We start from the raw sequence: 15638 nt of genomic DNA on the forward strand, positions 1-15638 counted from the left end.
GGGAATCCTTACATGTTCGCTGGAATGCAAGGCTGGCACCTTCTGATCGTGCTCGCCGTGATCCTCCTTCTGTTCGGTGCCGCCAAGCTGCCGGCTCTGGCGAAGAGCATGGGCCAGTCCGCCCGCGTCTTCAAGGGTGAGATGAAGGCGATGAAGGAAGAGGACGGACCTCGCGCCGACTCGACCGTCGCGGACCCCACGTCGGTCAAGGACTCGGGCGCAGACCCTGAGATTCCGCCTCGCGCCTGACCGGCCGTGGCAGCCATCGAACCGACCGTGATGCCGAAGGCGGATCGGGATCGGCGGATGTCGCTCGGCGCGCATCTCGTCGAACTGCGCAAGCGTCTGATGTACGCGGCGCTCGCTCTGGTCGTGGGCATGGTCGTGGCGTTCATCGTCGCCGACCCGGTCATCCACTTCATCACAGAGCCCATCCGCATCATCACCGAGAAGCGCGGTGATGATTTCAGCGCGCTCAACTTCGGCACGGTGACGGCCGCGTTCGACATGCGCATGCGGATCGCCTTCTCGATCGGCCTCTTCATCTCGGCGCCGGTCTGGCTGTGGCAGGTGTGGGCTTTCATCATGCCCGGCCTGACCCGTAAGGAGATCAAGTACACAGTCGGCTTCGTCGTCGCTGCCGTCCCGCTTTTCTTCGCCGGGTGCTACCTGGGCGTGATGATCATGCCGCATGTGATCGAGCTCATGTGGAGCTTCACGCCCGACGGCGCGACGAACTTCTACTACGCGCAGGAGTATTACGACTTCGTCTTCAAGCTGATGATCGTCATCGGGGTCTCGTTCGTGCTGCCGGTCTTCCTCGTCGCGCTGAACCTGGCCGGTGTCATGTCGGGCAGGGCGATCCTCAAGGGCTGGCGCATCGCCATCATCATCGCGACGGTGTTCGCCGCGCTCGCGACGCCGGCCGCCGATGTGGTCAGCATGCTGATGCTCGCCGGGATCCTGATCGTCCTCTTCTTCGCCGCAGCGGGGCTCTCTCTCCTGTTCGACCGGCGCAAGCGCAAGCGCAACGAGGCGACCGGGCTGTTGCCGGACGCGGTATGAGCTCGCCCTCCGAGCGGTACGCGCAGGCGCAGCAGGCAGCGGAGCACCCGGAGTCCTCGGCTTTCGCAGCACTGCAGAAGTTCGAGCTCGATCCGTTCCAGGTCGCGGGATGCCATGCTCTGGAGAATGGCCGCAGTGTGCTGGTGGCCGCACCGACGGGGGCAGGGAAGACGATCGTCGGGGAGTTCGCGATCCACCTCGCGATGCGGACCGCGAGCGACAAGGCGTTCTACACCACGCCGATGAAGGCCCTCTCGAACCAGAAGTTCCGTGAGCTGGTCGAGGTTTATGGGGCGGATCAGGTCGGTCTGCTCACCGGTGACACCAACATCAACGGCAACGCGCGCATCGTGGTGATGACCACCGAGGTCCTGCGCAACATGATCTACGCCGACTCCGCCGCGCTCCGCGACCTGCGCTACGTGATCATGGACGAAGTCCACTACCTCGCCGATCGTTTCCGCGGAGCGGTGTGGGAAGAGGTCATCATCCACCTGCCTCAGCGGGTGCGACTGGTCTCGCTGAGCGCCACGGTCTCCAATGCCGAGGAGTTCGGCGACTGGCTCGACACGGTCCGTGGCGACACCGACGTCATCGTCTCCGAGATCAGGCCCGTCCCGCTGGAGCAGCACGTTCTCGTCCGCGATGACCTGCTTCCGCTGTTCGACGATCGTGCGGGTCTCGCGACCGCGCAGGTGAACCAGGAGTTGATGCGCATCCGCTCGTCGACCGGGTCGAACTACGACAACAACCCGCAGGCGCAGTCGTATCGCAGCGACCGTCATGCTGGACGACAGGCAAAGCGTCCACCGCGCGGCGGGCGACGGCCGGTGCGCGCCTCCAACGTCCGCCGGATCGAGCGGATGGATCGTCCGGATGTCGTGCACCTCTTGGAGCGCGCGAACCTGCTCCCGGCGATCTTCTTCATCTTCAGTCGAGTGGGGTGCGACGCCGCGGTCCAGCAGGTGCGGCGCTCCGGTCTTCGGCTGACATCCGCCGAGGAACGAACGGAGATCCGGGCCCTCGTGGAGGACCGGACCCGTACTCTCCAGGACGAAGACCTCGGCGTGCTCGGCTACTGGGAGTGGCTCGACAACCTCGAGCGCGGCGTCGCCTCGCACCACGCGGGTCTGCTGCCGGCCTTCAAGGAAGTCGTCGAGGAGCTGTACCGACGCAAACTCGTGAAAGTCGTCTTCGCGACGGAGACCCTGGCGCTCGGCATCAACATGCCCGCCCGTACGGTCGTTCTCGAGAAGATGGAGAAGTTCAACGGCGAGGCCAGGGTCGCGATCACCTCGGGGGAGTACACCCAGCTCACCGGTCGAGCTGGAAGGCGCGGGATCGACGTCGAGGGCCATGCGGTCGTGCAGTGGACCGAGGGCATGGATCCGCAGGCCGTCGCCGCGCTGGCATCGCGCCGCACGTATCCGCTGAATTCGAGTTTCCGCCCCACGTACAACATGGCCGTGAACCTGATCGACATGTTCGGCAAGGCCAGGGCCCGCGAGATCCTCGAGTCTTCGTTCGCTCAATTCCAGGCGGATCGCGCTGTCGTCGGACTGGCGCGCCAGGTGCGAGAAGCCGAAGCGTCGCTGGCGGGTTACGAGAGTTCGATGGCGTGCGAGCACGGGGACTTTCCCGAGTATGCCGCCATCCGTCGAGAGCTCAGCGATCTCGAGAAGAAGAACCGGCAGGATTCCCAAGCGCCGCGGGCATCGCGCGACAAGCGGATGAAGCGCATCCAGACGCTGCGCACGCAGATGCAGCGCCACCCCTGCCATCGCTGCCCGGATCGGGAAGCCCACGCGCGCTGGGCGGAACGTTACTGGAAGCTCAAGCGCCAGACCGACCGCATCCGGCGTCAGATCGAGACCCGCACCGGGACGGTGGCGCGCGTGTTCGATCGGGTGGTCGAGGTACTCGAGACTCTGGACTACCTCACGGAGGTCGACGGCGAGACCACGTTGACGGAGGCCGGGCGCACGATGCGTCGCATATACGGAGAGCGCGATCTCCTCGTCGCCGAGTCGTTGCGCCAGGGACTCTGGGCGGGCCTCGATGCCCCCTCGCTCGCGGCGATGGCATGCTGCCTCGTGTACGAACCGCGCCGTGACGAGGCGAACTCGGGGGAGCGGGGCCTCCCACGTGGCGCATTCCGCACGGCGTGGGAGAAGACGACGACCCTCTGGGCCGAGCTCGACGACCTCGAACAGGATCATCGTCTGCCGGGCAGTGAACCGCTCGCCGCCGGGCTCGCCGGTGCGATGCACGCCTGGGCTCGCGGGGGAATGCTCGATCGGGTGCTGATCGACGCCGACATGGCCGCGGGAGACTTCGTGCGCTGGGCGAAGCAGACGATCGACCTCCTCGATCAGTTGTCGATCGTGGCCGAGGATGCCGCTGTCGCGCGCACCGCACGCAGCGCCCTCGACGGTGTGCGTCGCGGCATCGTCGCCTATTCGTCGATGTGATGATGGCGACGACGTCCGCGAATACCGCTGTGCCCGAGCGGGCGCTGCTGCCCCTGTGGGCAGCGGTGCCCACCGCCGCGCTCGGGGCTCTGCTGATGAACCTCGCCTATCCGGGCGCCGCGGTATGGGCGCTCGCATTCCCCGCCACAGCTCTCGTGCTCGTGTCCCTGATCGGCCGGCGCTTCGGCGGAGCACTTCTGGTCGGTCTGGTCTACGGCATCCTGTTCTTCGCTCTTCTGGTCTCCTGGACGTCCCGCTACCTCGGGCCGATTCCGTGGGCCGCGCTCAGCGTCGTCGAAGGTGGCCTCACCGCCATCGCGCTCGTGCCCATCGCACTCGCCTACAGATGGCTTCCTCGCGCCTTCCCCGGCGCTGCAGGGCGCATTCTGGGGCTTCCCACGGCCGTCGCGGCCCTGTGGGTCGGGCGTGAGCTCTTCGTCGGCTCCTGGCCGTACGGAGGCTTTCCGTGGGCGCGGATCGGGATGAGCCAGGCCGAGAGCCCCCTCGCACCGATCTCGTCGTGGCTCGGCGTGAGTGGACTCAGCTTCGTGATAGTGCTGCTCGTCGCGGTGCTGATCGAGATCGTCCGCCTGCGCGGATGGCGTCGTCCTCTGGCACTGCTGGTGCCGGCAGCGCTGGTGGTCGTTATGCTCTTCACTCCGCTGTTCCCGACCACCACTTCGGGGTCGATGAGGATCGCGGCGGTGCAGGGCAACGGACCGACCGGGTATTTCGACGAACGCGAACCGTTCTCCGTGATCCAGGCGCAGACCGACGCGACAGTGCCCCTCTACGGAGAGGACGTCGATCTCGTGGTGTGGCCGGAGGGTTCTCTCGACGCAGATCCGTTCGAGAATGCGGCGATCGCCCGGAGGATGACTCTGGTGTCGAACCGTATCGATGCGCCGCTGCTGGCGAATGCGCCGACGGCGAGGGACGACCTCTACTTCAACACCTCGATGCTGTGGACCGCTGACGGCACAGCCACGCAGACGCACGACAAGCGGCACCCCGTTCCCTTCGGCGAGTACGTGCCTGATCGCGCGTTCTACAACGCGCTGGCTCCCGATCTGATCGGCCTGATCCAGCGGGAGTACACGCCGGGGTCGAACCCGCCGATCGTCGAGGTCGATGGCGTCCCGATCGGGCTCGCCATCTGCTTCGACGTCATCTACGACGATGTGATCCGGGAAGGGCTGAACGACGGCGCCGAGGTGCTGGTCTTCCAGACCAACAACGCCGACTTCCGCGGTACCGACGAGAATCTGCAGCAGCTGTCCTTCGCCAGGATGCGTGCCATCGAGACGGGGCGCAGCGTCGTGAACGTGTCGACCGTCGGCACCAGCCAGGTCATCAGGGCCGACGGGTCGACCGTGGCCAGTCTGGACGCAGGAGAGGCCGGAGCGCTGCTCGAAGATGTCGAGCTGCGTTCCGGCCTCACGGCGGGGGTTGTCCTGGGCCCCTGGATCCAGCAATTCCTGCTGTGGGGCGGTCTCGGCGCGCTGCTCCTCGGGTGGTGGCGCGCCCGGGGGCGTTAAGCCCCGATCTTCTCGCGGGTCGGGTCTTCTCCGGCGCCGCGACGTGCGCGGATGAAGGCGAGTCGCTCTTCCAGCAACTCTTCGAGCTCCGCACGGGTACGGCGCTCCAACAGCATGTCCCAGTGGGTGCGAGCGGCCTTCTCGTCGGTCACTTCGAGTGTGACGGCCTGGCCGTCGACGTTCAGGCGGGCTTCGGCACCGCAGGCGCGGCACTCCCAGGTCTGGGGCGGTTCGGCGTCGGCCGCGAACATCAGGTTCGTGACGTGGCCGCAGGTGTCACAGGTATAGGTGGTCTCACGGCGCTCCATGAAAACGACGCCCTCTTCGCTCTGTAGGCTCTGGGCGCCGAGTCGGATGCCGCGCAGGCTGCGATCTGCCATTTTGTGGTCCTCTCGTCGCTGTCAGGTATAACGCTCCAGCCTGTGCGCTTCATCCACGCGGGCGGCTTCTCGGCGCGATTCACAGCTGAATCTCAGCGGCGGAGGTTATGGGGCGCGTCGGGTCCTAGTGTTCGGAGAGGGTCCGGAGGGCGACGTCAGCGCGATCCGAGACGATCCCGTCGACTCCTGCGGCAACGAGACGACGCATGTCGGCGGAATCGTTGACCGTCCACACATGTATCTCCACACTGCGTCGGTGGGCGGCACGGACGAGGGCAGGGGTGAGCACGGTGAGCACTCCGTGTCGCTCGGGGATCTGGAGCGCGTCGATTCCTTGGAGGACACGTGCGGGGGAGAGCCGGAGCGCGGACAGCGCGCGCAGCGCCGCGATCGTGCGGCTTCCGCCCGATGTCGCAGGCCGAAGCGAGGCGCCGGCCCGTAGGACGGAGGAGACGGCTGCGCGGCGGTTCGCGTCTGAGAAACTCGTGACCAGCACGCGGTGGGTGTGTTCGACCAGAATCGGGCCGAGCGGGTCGACGGCCGCCGGTGTCTTCACATCGATGTTGAAGCGCACGTCGGGAAAAGAATCAAGTGCTTCCGCAACCGTGAACAGCCCGCCGTGGTCGGAGAAGATCTCGCGCAGTTCCCGCGTGCGCACGTCGCGCACTGCTCGCGTATCGCCGACGAGTCGTTCGAGCGTCGAGTCATGGAACAGCACCACATCGCCATCCGCTGAGACCTGGCAGTCGGTCTCGACATACTCGGCGCCTGCCGCGTGTGCGGCGGCGAAGGCTGCAGCAGAGTTCTCCCAGACGCCCGAATCCTCGCCCTCCGTAGTGACCAGACCGCGGTGAGCGAGGACTCGAGGATGCCGCGCCTTCGTGAAGTACGGGTGTGTCACGCGCCGGGAAGCGTGTTCGTCGGGCCCTGACCCGGCTTCGGCGTGAACGCGCTGCCGATGCCCTTGAGAGCCTCGGTGAGTTCACTCGGGATGATCCACAGCTTGTTGGACTGTCCCTCACTGATCTTCGGCAGCATCTGGAGGTACTGGTAGGCCAGGAGCTTGTCGTCGGGCGCACCCTGGTGGATGGCGGTGAAGACGTTGTGGATCGCCTCGGCCTCACCCTGCGCACGGAGGACAGCGGCCTGCTTGTCTCCCTCGGCTCGGAGGATCTCGGCCTGGCGAGCACCTTCCGCCTCGAGGATCGCCGACTGCTTGGTGCCCTCCGCCGTCAGGATCGCCGCGCGACGGTCACGCTCGGCGCGCATCTGCTTCTCCATGGAGTCCTGGATGGAGATGGGAGGATCGATCGCCTTGAGCTCGACTCGGCCCACGCGGATGCCCCACTTGCCGGTCGCGTCATCGAGCACCACCCGGAGCTGACCGTTGATGTTGTCACGGCTGGTGAGGGCTTCCTCGAGGTTGAGACCACCGACGACGTTTCGCAGCGTCGTCGTGGTGAGCTGCTCGACCGCACCGAGGTAGTTGGCGATCTCATACGTCGCCGCCCGGGCATCCGTCACCTGGAAGTACACGACCGTGTCGATCGAGACGACCAGGTTGTCCTCGGTGATCACCGGCTGCGGCGGGAACGAGACGACCTGCTCACGCATGTCGATCAGCGGCCGGAGACGGTCGATGAAGGGGACGAGGATGTTGAGTCCGGGGGTGAGGGTCTTGTGATAGCGGCCGAGGCGCTCGACGACGCCGGCGGTCGCCTGCGGGATGATCCGGATGGCACGCGCGACGGTGACCACCACGAAGATGATCACGGCGATGGCGAGGATCCAGCCGATCGCTGCGGGAATGAACGATGCGTCGTCCACGGGTTCTCCTAGTCGTTGACGGGTCGGACGATGGCGGTTGCGCCGTTGATCGCGCTTACGGCGACCGGGGCTCCCGGGGGGATGGCGACCGAGGTGGCGGTGCGCGCGGTCCAGGTGTCGCCGTTGGCGAGCTTCGCCTGGCCGGAGATCTGCGTGATCTCGACCAGTGCGATTCCGCGCAGATCGACGAGCGCATCCACATTGGACTTGGTCGGGTCTTCGCCGCGCCGCAGGCGCTTGAGCAACGGAGGCCGGAGGAAGAGGATGAACATCGCCGCCGCCGCGGCCGCGATGATCACCTGCACCCAGACCGGGACTCCGAGCAGGTCGGTCACCAGTCCGACGACACTGCCGAAGCTGAGCATGAGGAACGTGAAGTCCAACGAGAGCATCTCGATGACGAGGAACACGGCGATCAGGACCAGCCAGCCGATCCAAGCCCATTGGTCGATGAACGTGACGAATGTCGTGAAGTTGTCCATGCGGCCTCCTTTGTGGTCAACGTATCACGCGGGCGGCCGCCGATCCGGGCGCCACAGCGCTCCCTTGATAGTGTGAGTGGGCCGTGCGATCACGGCCTTTTCGCGCATCATGAGGAGTCACCGTGACCGACGTTCTTCCCGCAGGTTCCCTCGACGGCAAGGTGGCGCTCGTCACCGGCTCATCACGCGGGATCGGCGCAGACACCGTCCGCTACCTCGCCGAGGCCGGCGCCGATGTCGTCATCAACTTCCGCAACAAGGCGCCGCGGGCCGAGAAGCTCGCCGCCCAGCTGCGCGAGCTCGGTCGTCGGGCGCTCGTGGTGGGGGCCGACCTCACCGATCCCGCATCCGTGGCCGAGATGTTCGACGCGATCCGCGCGGAGTACGGACGCCTCGACGTCCTCGTCCTCAACGCATCCGGCGGCATGGAGTCCGGGATGGCCGAGGATTACGCGCTCACCCTCAATCGGGACGCGCAGCTCAACGTCCTGAACGCGGCGACCCCTCTTCTCGGCGACGGGGCGCGCGTCGTGTTCGTCACCAGCCACCAGGCGCACTTCATCCGGACGACGCCGACCATGCCGGAGTACGAGCCGGTCGCACTGTCGAAGCGAGCGGGCGAAGATACGCTCCGCGAACTCATCCCCGCCCTCGCCGCGAACGGGGTCGGCTTCACCGTCGTCTCCGGTGACATGATCGAGGGCACGATCACCGCCACGTTGCTGGAGCGGGCGAACCCGGGCGCGATCGCCGAGCGCCGTGAATCGGCCGGCAAGCTCTACAACGTCTCCGAGTTCGCGGCCGAGGTCGCCAAGGCCGCGGTGGACCCGGTGCCCGCCGACAACACTCGGCTCGTCGGTGACGTGAGCGCGTTCGTCGCCGAGTAGCTGCAGACGAGAATCGGCCCCGCTCTGCTGACGCAGGACGGGGCCGATTCGGCGATGGGGGAGACGTCAGCTGACGGGCTCTCCCTGGACGGCGGCGACGTACTCCTTCTCATCCTTGCCGAGCGTGATGGCACGCACGATCTGGATGATTCCGAGCACGATCAGCGAGATGCCGAGCAGCAGCCAGAAGGCGAATCCGGCGATCAGCGGCGAGAACAGCACGATGATTCCGGCGATGATGCTGAGGATGGCGTACAGGACGGTCCATACCCGCGAGCCGTCGCTGCCGAGGAGCGTCAGGGCGACGACGCCGTCGACGATCCAGCTGACACCGATGAAGATCACCACGACGAAGGCCAGGGTGGCCGCAGCGGCGCTCAGGTTGAAGAACGCGATGACGCCGGCGATGACGTAGAGCAGGCCGAGGACGATGTGTCCCACGCGGGCCCATCCGCCCTTCGCGCCCGAGAAGATTCCGAGGCCGATGTAGACCAGACCAGCGATCACCAGGTAGGACGCGAAGATCGCCGTCACGATGACAGCGGACTTCACCGGCCAGACCAGGAGGACGATTCCGGCGATGAGAGCGAGCACGCCCGCTACGGCCAGCGAGACACGGATCGACTTGAACAGTGACTTCGCCTGGGTGAGTGGTTCAGACATGGTGGGGACCCCTTTCTGAGAAGTTCCTGTGAGGATGCCCCCTCAGGGTAGCGCTCTCGCAGGCGGACGTGGGGGATCCTCCGCCAGCCGTGTTGCTCGAAGTCATCGCGGGACTCTGAGCGTCATGACAGGATCGACGGGTGACCGGCCCGGATGACACGCGTGTGCGCGAGCTCATCGTGATGCGCAAGGTCAGAGATCGGATCGACCGGGAGTACGCGAAACCCCTCGATGTGGAGGCGCTCGCGCGGGGCGTGCACATGTCGGCGGGTCATCTCAGTCGGTGCTTCCGGGAGGCATACGGCGAGTCGCCCTACTCCTACCTGATGACGCGCCGGATCGAACGCGCGATGGCACTGCTGCGACGCGGAGACCTCACGGTGACGGAGGTGTGCTTCGAGGTGGGGTGCTCGTCGCTCGGAACCTTCAGCACGCGATTCTCGGAGCTGGTGGGTGTCCCACCCAGCGTGTACCGTGAACGCGCCGCGAACGTCGAGGGAATTCCCTCGTTCCAGGCGAAGCAGGTCACCAGACCGATCAGGAATCAAGAAGCACCGCGTACCGACACGCACCTAACGTGAAGACCATGAAGATCAGCATCCACTACGCCTTCCTTCCCCACACCGACGCCGAGGCCGCCCTGGCCTTCTACCGGGACGCCCTCGGGTTCGAGGTGCGCAACGACGTCGGCTACGACGGTCTCCGCTGGCTCACAGTCGGTCCCGAGGGACAGCCGGAGACCTCGATCGTGCTGCATCCGCCGGCAACCGACCCGGGAATCACGGAAACAGAGCGCCAGACGATACTCGAACTCATCGCCAAGGGCAGCTACGCGGCACTGACCCTCGCGAGCGATGACGTCGACGACCTGTTCGCCCGCCTCGTCGACAGCGGCGCCGACGTCGTGCAGGAGCCGATGGATCAGCCGTACGGCGTGCGGGACTGCGCGTTCCGCGACCCCGCGGGCAACCTGCTGCGTATCAATCAGGCCGCCTGAACACTCACCGATTCACGAAGGACGCAGATGACCGACGACCAGCACCCCGCGGACACCCATGACCTGATCCGCGTGCAGGGCGCGCGCGAGAACAATCTGAAGGACGTGAGTGTCGACATCCCGAAGCGACGGCTGACGGTCTTCACCGGAGTGTCAGGGTCGGGGAAGAGCTCGCTCGTCTTCGACACCATCGCCGCGGAGTCCCGGCGCATGATCGATGAGACCTACAGCGCGTTCGTGCAGGGGTTCATGCCGTCGGTACCCCGCCCGGACGTCGACATCCTCGAGGGGCTGACCACGGCGATCATCGTCGACCAGGAGCGACTCGGCGCCAACCCGCGGTCGACCGTCGGCACCGTCACAGATGCGAACGCGATGCTCCGCATCCTGTTCAGCAAGCTCGGCCAGCCGTACATCGGTGGGCCGACGGCCTTCTCCTTCAACATCCCGACCCAGAAGGCCAGTGGGGTGATGACCGGGCCCGGCGGAGAGAAGAAGATCGTGAAGGATGCGATCTACCTCGGGGGCATGTGCCCGCGGTGCGAGGGCAGGGGAGCGGTGTCCGACCTCGACCTGGCGCAGATCGTCGATGAGTCGAAGTCGCTCGACGAGGGCGCGATCATGGTGCCGGGATACACCGCTGACGGCTGGATGGTGAAGGGCTTCTCCCAGTCGGGGTTCTATCCGGCAGACAAACCGATCGCGCAGTTCACCGAGAAGCAGCGTCATCTCTTCCTCTACGGCGAAGTCACGAAGGTGAAGATCTCGGGCATCAACATGACCTACGAGGGTCTGATCCCGAAGATCACGAAGGCGATGCTCTCGAAGGACCTCGATGCGTTGCAGCCGCATATCCGCGCCTTCGTCGAGCGCGTAGCGACCTTCGCGGTGTGCCCCGAGTGCGACGGAACGCGGCTGACGGAGGGCGCGCGTTCCTCGAAGATCGAGGGCATCAGCATCGCCGATGCCTGCCGGATGCAGGTCACGGATCTGGCGGCCTGGGTCCGGGGACTCGACCTTCCGGGGGCGGGGCCGCTGCTTCAGGCGCTCAGTGCGAATCTGGACGCGTTCGTGACGCTCGGCCTGGGGTATCTCAGTCTGGAACGGCCGTCGGGCACGCTGTCCGGGGGAGAGGCGCAGCGGATCAAGATGCTGCGCCACCTCGGCTCTTCCTTGACCGACATCACCTATGTGTTCGACGAGCCGACCATCGGCCTGCACCCGCACGACATCCAGCGCATGAACGGACTGCTGCTCCAGCTGCGCGACAAGGGCAACACCGTCCTGGTGGTCGAGCACAAGCCGGAGACCATCGTGATCGGTGATCATGTCGTCGATCTGGGTCCGGGCGCGGGAAGTGCCGGTGGAGAGATCTGCTTCGAAGGCACGGTCGAGGGATTGAAGGCGAGCGGCACCAAGACGGGAGACCACCTCGATGACCGGGCGCAGCTGAAGGATGCTGTGCGGTCGGCCTCGGGGGCGATCGAGGTGCGCGGCGCCACGGCGAACAATCTACAGAACGTCGACGTCGACATCCCCACCGGTGTCCTCACGGTCGTGACCGGTGTCGCCGGGTCGGGAAAGAGTTCGCTCATCCACGGCGCGGTATCGAAGCGCGACGGCGTCGTGGCGATCGATCAGGCCGCGATCAAGGGCTCCCGGCGGAGCAACCCGGCGACCTACACGGGGCTGCTCGAGCCGATCAGAAAGGCGTTCGCGAAGGCCAACGGTGTGAAGCCCGCCCTGTTCAGTGCCAACTCCGAGGGAGCCTGCCCCTCGTGCAAGGGCGCGGGTGTCATCATCACCGAGCTCGGATTCATGGACACGATCGAGACCCCGTGCGAGGACTGCGGCGGCAAGCGCTTCCAGGCGGGCGTGTTGGAGTACAAGCTCGCCGGAAAGGACATCACCGAGGTTCTCGACCTGCCGGTCGCTGAGGCACGCGTCTTCTTCGGGGAGGGGGAGGCCAAGCTCCCCGCAGCCACCGCGATCCTCGGCCGTATGGAAGACGTGGGGCTCGGCTACCTGTCGCTCGGACAGCCGCTGTCCACGCTGTCGGGCGGTGAACGCCAGCGGATCAAGCTCGCGATCCAGATGGGGGAGAAGGGCGACGTCTACGTGCTCGACGAGCCGACGACCGGCCTGCACCTCGCGGATGTCGACAAGATCCTCGGACTACTGGATCGACTCGTCGACTCGGGGAAGACCGTCATCGTGATCGAGCACCACCAGGCGGTCATGGCGCATGCCGATTGGATCATCGACATCGGCCCTGGCGCCGGCCACGACGGTGGACGGGTCGTCTTCGAGGGAACGCCGAACGATCTGGTATCCCAGAAGTCGACCGTGACGGGGGAGCACCTCGCGGAGTACGTCGGCGCCTGAGCCGATCAACGCTCAGGGCGGTCAGGTTCGCGGAACCGCGCCCCGCCAGGTCTCGATCGCGGTCCGCGTCTCACGATCGAGGCTGGCTTCCGCGAACCAGTCGTCGATGCGAAGGTTCTCGTACATGTCGCGGAACGCCGAATCGGGTGTGTGTCCGAAACGGCCGAGTATCTGGTGTCTTTCCTCGACCTCGAATGACCGTTCATGCAGGATTGTCATCCGTTCGGCGTTCGCGAAGGAAGCCATGTAGTCGCTCACGGCGGCATCACTGGTGACATCGAGCGTACGGAGGAGCACCGCGGCGACGAGCCCTGTTCTGTCCCACCCGGCCGAGCAGTGGAAGAGGATCCCTCCGTCGTCGGCCGACGCCATTGCGGTGAGCACCTCAGCGAGTCGGTGAGGTAGCTCTTGCAGATGAGCCAGGTAGTAGAGCGGCGTTCCCCACCGCCCGTCCGCTTGATAGGTGCTCCAGAAGCCGATGTCGTCGCCGTCGAGGTCGACGCGAACCTGAGCGAGGCGAGAGGGCACCTGGCCGCTGGTCTCATCAGGGCGACGGAGATCGATGACGGTTCGCACGCCGTAGGCGAGGAGAGCCTCCCACCCGGACGCGTCGACCTCGTCGAGACGTTCGGCACGAATGAAGACGCCAGGGGGCGTGGCTGTTCCGTCGGCACGCTCGAGCCCGCCGAGATCGCGTGCATTGGCCAAACCGTTGATGCTGAGGGCGGGCTTCATGCTTCCCATCCTCGCACCGGCCCGGTCTGTCATCCTCTACGACGAACCCTGCGCGCGATCAGGAGAAGGGCACCCGTCAGCAGTGTGCCGACGCCGATCAGAACCAGGGGAGTGGCATCAGCACCGGTGACGGCGAGTGAGCCGTCCTGTCCTGCCGGGAGATTCGGCGTGCCTCGATCATCCGGCGTGAGAGAGGGTGACGATAGTGCCCACGGGCAGGTCGACGAGCCCATCGGTCGCGCCATCCGTGAGCCCGAACTCACCGGTCGTCGCGGCTCCGGCGGCGATGAACGAGTAATCGATCGTGTACTGAGCCCCATCGACCGCATTCGCGCCGTTCCCGGTCACGGTCTTGGTCACATCAAATCCACCGAGGCCGTCGCCGTCCCCGTCGCCTCCGGACGCGACGTACGTGACGGGGCTTGCGGTGACGGTACGACCGGCGACCGTCATGGTGTTGCCGAAAGTCTCGCCATCGTGGACGCCGGAAGGAAAGTTCATCACGGTGATGAACTGGTAGACGCGATCAGCGTTGGTCACCGGCTCGTTGAAGGTCACCGCGAAGGTGTGTGAGGCCGCATCCGCGGCGATGGAGTAGGTCCCCGAGCCTGTGCCGTTTGAAACGGGATGCCAGACGTCGTCCCCCCAGTCCGAGTCGAGAGTCCAGCGCGCGGAGGTCGCCGCCGGATCGAACGTGAGCTCCTCGTCGTACTCATCGACGATCGTCACAGGTTGTCCGTCGTCCGACGCCAGGAACTCGGCCGGGATGTTCAGAGCCCACGTCATGGACTCTCCGTCGAAGTTGACGGAGCCCCATTTCTCCGGACTCTGGGGGAGACCGGCAGTGTTGTCGCCCACGCCGCCGGGAGTGGACATGTCGAACGTCATGCCGTCGCCGGCGGTGAAGACGACCGCCTCCTCATCGACGACCGATGTGAAACGTGCCTGGAAGTGCAGCGAACCGCTCACGTTCGCGTGGGTCTCGACGTAATCGCCGAATGTGCAGAGGAAGGACGCGGACGAGACGATGCAGCTTCCGACCTCAGCTCCGTCGTCGTCCCGCAGCGCGAAGGACGCCGCATATCCGGACATCGAATCGGGAAACTCGAGAGTGAAGGTGTCGCCCGCCATCGCGGTGTCGTCCACCGCCCAGGTCGATTCCACCGTGTACGGCGTATCCGTCACGAGTGGTGGCGCGTTCACGATCTGGACGCCGGTGATCGCCGTCACTGGCGCCGCAGTCGCGGTAGCGGTGGCGAAGAGCGCCGGCGTGCTGGCCACGAGGATCGTCACCAGACCCAGGGCGAGCCTGCGAGCGATGCGGTGTCCTCTTGTCACGCTTGCCGTTCGAGAGTTCATCGGTGTCCTTCGCTCGAGGGGATCGTCTGGTTTGTTGCAGTACTCAGCACTGTATCGCGTAACATCTTACACATGACGACATTCATGCTTTGCACGAGGGCGTGCTCAGCGGGCACCAGGCGTTGCGCTGTGGAGCGCGGGCGCGGGTGGATCGAGGTCCGAGATCCGGATGAATGGTGGCGATGCTGCGACAAGAAGCCGAGAAGTCGACAAGCCGACGTTGATGCCCGGCTCTGCCTGTGGGCCGACGAGACGCGCGAGCCACGAGCCCCGATATCCGGGTGTGGGATGGTTGAGCGTGTGCGCGCTGAGCGCGCCATCGGTGGTCGATTTTCCTCGCGTACCGACCGAGTGACAATTAGCCGATAATGCACATTATGTCAGGTCGGAATGAGGCACGACGGCGGAGCCCTCCTCCGGACATCACGAAGGGGGCGTGACGATCACGACGTGCGTGCAGCCACGCGCGAACTATTGCGCGGACCAGACTCCGAGCTCGTTGCCGGTGGGGTCGGAGAAGTGCAGGCGTCGTCCGCCAGGGAACGCGTACGGGTCTTGCAGAATCGTGCCGCCCGCGGTGACGATGCCGCTCATCGTGGCGTCGAGGTCGTCCGAGTAGATCAGTACCAGTGGGCCTCCGACAGGACGCGGCTCGTCGGCGAGCAGGAGTCCACCGACCTCGCTGCCGTCACCTCGCGGCGACACGATGCCCGCGTAACCCGGTCCGTAGTCGTTGAAGCTCCAACCGAACGCCTCGGCGAAGAATCGCTTCGACGCTTCGAGATCGGTGACGACGAGTTCGACGTAGTCGAGGGAGTGGTGCAGAGGGGAACTGGTCATGGCGTCACG

At 65.8% G+C, this 15638-nt stretch carries 16 protein-coding genes; 8 read left to right on the forward strand and 8 right to left on the reverse strand.

What is annotated here, in order from left to right; translation table 11 throughout:
• Nucleotides 1-12 precede the first annotated feature (12 nt).
• Genes tatA through lnt form a run of 4 tightly spaced genes read left to right on the forward strand, consistent with a single transcriptional unit; the run spans nt 13 to nt 5074 of the window.
• Nucleotides 13-249, forward strand: coding sequence for a twin-arginine translocase TatA/TatE family subunit (tatA, locus tag BQ2383_RS16260; RefSeq protein WP_091036314.1), 237 nt, complete (start codon nt 13-15; stop codon nt 247-249).
• Nucleotides 250-306: 57 nt separating this feature from the next.
• A complete protein-coding gene (gene tatC / locus BQ2383_RS16265; protein WP_091037601.1) occupies nt 307-1065 on the forward strand; it encodes a twin-arginine translocase subunit TatC in 759 nt (252 codons plus the stop codon).
• Complete coding sequence (locus BQ2383_RS16270) at nt 1062-3536, forward strand: DEAD/DEAH box helicase (protein WP_091036318.1); 2475 nt, start codon at nt 1062-1064, stop codon at nt 3534-3536. The genes tatC and BQ2383_RS16270 overlap by 4 nt, the downstream gene beginning before the upstream one ends.
• Nucleotides 3537-3565: 29 nt before the next feature.
• Nucleotides 3566-5074 (forward strand): apolipoprotein N-acyltransferase, encoded by a 1509-nt coding sequence (gene lnt / locus BQ2383_RS16275; protein WP_091037604.1) that lies wholly within the window; start codon nt 3566-3568, stop codon nt 5072-5074.
• Here the strand turns inward: lnt and BQ2383_RS16280 are convergent.
• From BQ2383_RS16280 to BQ2383_RS16295, 4 genes are all read right to left on the reverse strand, one after another.
• A complete protein-coding gene (locus BQ2383_RS16280) occupies nt 5071-5454 on the reverse strand; it encodes an RNA polymerase-binding protein RbpA (protein ID WP_091036323.1) in 384 nt (127 codons plus the stop codon). The genes lnt and BQ2383_RS16280 overlap by 4 nt on opposite strands.
• 124 nt (nt 5455-5578) lie before the next feature.
• A complete protein-coding gene (locus tag BQ2383_RS16285) occupies nt 5579-6355 on the reverse strand; it encodes a glycerophosphodiester phosphodiesterase family protein (RefSeq protein WP_091036325.1) in 777 nt (258 codons plus the stop codon).
• Nucleotides 6352-7281: an SPFH domain-containing protein gene (locus tag BQ2383_RS16290; protein WP_091036328.1), complete on the reverse strand. Its 930-nt coding sequence runs from the start codon at nt 7279-7281 to the stop codon at nt 6352-6354. The genes BQ2383_RS16285 and BQ2383_RS16290 overlap by 4 nt, the downstream gene beginning before the upstream one ends.
• An 8-nt stretch (nt 7282-7289) precedes the next feature.
• The gene (locus BQ2383_RS16295; RefSeq protein ID WP_091036331.1) at nt 7290-7763 is read right to left on the reverse strand and encodes an NfeD family protein; all 474 of its coding nucleotides are present in this window, start codon (nt 7761-7763) and stop codon (nt 7290-7292) included.
• A 122-nt stretch (nt 7764-7885) separates the two neighbouring features.
• Here BQ2383_RS16295 and BQ2383_RS16300 point away from each other — a divergent pair, with 122 nt between their 5' ends.
• Nucleotides 7886-8650 (forward strand): SDR family oxidoreductase, encoded by a 765-nt coding sequence (locus BQ2383_RS16300; protein ID WP_091036334.1) that lies wholly within the window; start codon nt 7886-7888, stop codon nt 8648-8650.
• A gap of 66 nt (nt 8651-8716) precedes the next feature.
• Here the strand turns inward: BQ2383_RS16300 and BQ2383_RS16305 are convergent, their stop codons facing one another.
• Nucleotides 8717-9313 (reverse strand): HdeD family acid-resistance protein, encoded by a 597-nt coding sequence (locus BQ2383_RS16305; RefSeq protein ID WP_091036336.1) that lies wholly within the window; start codon nt 9311-9313, stop codon nt 8717-8719.
• A gap of 182 nt (nt 9314-9495) precedes the next feature.
• On the opposite strand from BQ2383_RS16305, the gene BQ2383_RS16310 reads away from it, so the two are divergent.
• The 3 genes from BQ2383_RS16310 to BQ2383_RS16320 are packed head-to-tail and all read left to right on the forward strand — an operon-like array spanning nt 9496 to nt 12695.
• Nucleotides 9496-9894 carry a helix-turn-helix transcriptional regulator gene (locus BQ2383_RS16310; RefSeq protein WP_091037608.1) on the forward strand — a complete coding sequence of 133 codons (399 nt, stop codon included), beginning with the start codon at nt 9496-9498 and terminating at the stop codon, nt 9892-9894.
• Between the two features lie 5 nt (nt 9895-9899).
• The gene (locus BQ2383_RS16315) at nt 9900-10310 is read left to right on the forward strand and encodes a VOC family protein (protein ID WP_091037611.1); all 411 of its coding nucleotides are present in this window, start codon (nt 9900-9902) and stop codon (nt 10308-10310) included.
• A gap of 27 nt (nt 10311-10337) precedes the next feature.
• Nucleotides 10338-12695 carry an ATP-binding cassette domain-containing protein gene (locus BQ2383_RS16320; protein ID WP_091036340.1) on the forward strand — a complete coding sequence of 786 codons (2358 nt, stop codon included), beginning with the start codon at nt 10338-10340 and terminating at the stop codon, nt 12693-12695.
• A 21-nt stretch (nt 12696-12716) separates the two neighbouring features.
• On the opposite strand, the gene BQ2383_RS16325 is transcribed toward BQ2383_RS16320, so the two are convergent.
• The 3 genes from BQ2383_RS16325 to BQ2383_RS16335 all read right to left on the reverse strand — a co-directional run bounded on the left by BQ2383_RS16325 (nt 12717) and on the right by BQ2383_RS16335 (nt 15629).
• Nucleotides 12717-13430: a tyrosine-protein phosphatase gene (locus BQ2383_RS16325; RefSeq protein WP_091036342.1), complete on the reverse strand. Its 714-nt coding sequence runs from the start codon at nt 13428-13430 to the stop codon at nt 12717-12719.
• 177 nt (nt 13431-13607) lie between these two features.
• Complete coding sequence (locus BQ2383_RS19415; RefSeq protein ID WP_167381652.1) at nt 13608-14768, reverse strand: Ig-like domain-containing protein; 1161 nt, start codon at nt 14766-14768, stop codon at nt 13608-13610.
• Nucleotides 14769-15260: 492 nt separating this feature from the next.
• Nucleotides 15261-15629 carry a VOC family protein gene (locus BQ2383_RS16335; RefSeq protein WP_091036346.1) on the reverse strand — a complete coding sequence of 123 codons (369 nt, stop codon included), beginning with the start codon at nt 15627-15629 and terminating at the stop codon, nt 15261-15263.
• Nucleotides 15630-15638: the final 9 nt, after the last annotated feature.

Source organism: Microbacterium oxydans (genome assembly GCF_900095745.1).
GTDB classification, from domain to species: domain Bacteria; phylum Actinomycetota; class Actinomycetes; order Actinomycetales; family Microbacteriaceae; genus Microbacterium; species Microbacterium oxydans_B.